The sequence below is a fragment of the Massilia pseudoviolaceinigra genome, assembly GCF_030846505.1.
Taxonomy (GTDB): Bacteria; Pseudomonadota; Gammaproteobacteria; order Burkholderiales; family Burkholderiaceae_D; genus Telluria_A; species Telluria_A violaceinigra.
In genome coordinates this window covers 1-925 of the sequence record NZ_JAVCWL010000116.1, presented here as the reverse complement: position 1 = coordinate 925, position 925 = coordinate 1, and the positions used below count along the sequence as shown (strand labels likewise).

At 54.8% G+C, this 925-nt stretch carries 1 protein-coding gene; it reads right to left on the bottom strand.

All coding sequences use genetic code 11. The features are described 5' to 3' along the window. Nucleotides 1-555: 555 nt before the first annotated feature. Complete coding sequence (locus RBA40_RS33335) at nucleotides 556-900, bottom strand: helix-turn-helix domain-containing protein (protein ID WP_054268145.1); 345 nt, start codon at nucleotides 898-900, stop codon at nucleotides 556-558. Nucleotides 901-925: the final 25 nt, after the last annotated feature.

Sequence of the window (925 nt, the reverse complement as noted above, 5' to 3'; positions counted from 1 at the left end):
GCTAGATGCTGTAGGGAAGCTCTCGGGCTTGGAAGATGGCATCGTCGACGATCAGTGAACGTCAGGGACGGGCGTATCCCCTTTGTATTTGGTCCGTATCCTGTCGTAGCCTGTTCGTATCCCGGTCGTATCCCATCCGAGCACGGCACAGGGTCAGTGCCACCAAGTGGACACGGACTGATGTATAGCTAGATCAACCACACAGGTTGGCGGTAAATTGTCCCGCCGTTTCTGGCGAGCGCACCTGCACTCGGCCCCTGAACCGCCTATCAACCTCACAGTATTGGCCGCAAATCCGCCGCAAATCCACAGCATTTGTTGCATCGAGGCGAAGGACAGGATGCTGGATGTCCGGCGCACGGCGCGTCCATCCAGGGTTTCGCCCACTATGTCGCTCCGCGCCCGTCGCAGTCAACTCAGGGCTTCGCCCCGAGACCCGTTGGTGTAATTCTTCTATAGTTAACAAAAAAAAGCCTCCCCTAACCCACTGCTTGGCGCGTGGGTTGCGGGTTCGGCTTTAATTTTTACACTTTGCGAAGAAAATCCGCAGCAAGCTTAGCTGCTTAAATTCCCCACCAATTGCTTCGTCTGGTACTTGATGATCATGCCTTCGAGTAGCGCCTTGACGATCTTGCGCTCCTCCTCCGGGAACTGCGACACCGCTTCAAACTGCAAACGCAGGTCGTCAGACGGTCCACGTTCATGTTCATCGAATAGCAAGAAATCTGTGCTTGTATGCAAGGTCGTGGCGATCTTCCGCAATGCGTCCAGGGACGGTTGCGCCTGTCCGGCCTCGTATTTCTTCAAGCTATTGACATGAATGCCAATGGCATCGGCCATCGCTTGCTGGGACAGGCCCCGGTCTTTACGTAGGGCGATTAAGCGGGCTTGCAATTTCATGGCTGACCACAAAGAGAATGAACTA

What these genes read in the sequence shown, in the direction of transcription:
- RBA40_RS33335 (WP_054268145.1), bottom strand. Translation starts at nt 900, where the DNA reads ATGAAATTGCAAGCCCGCTTAATCGCCCTACGTAAAGACCGGGGCCTG.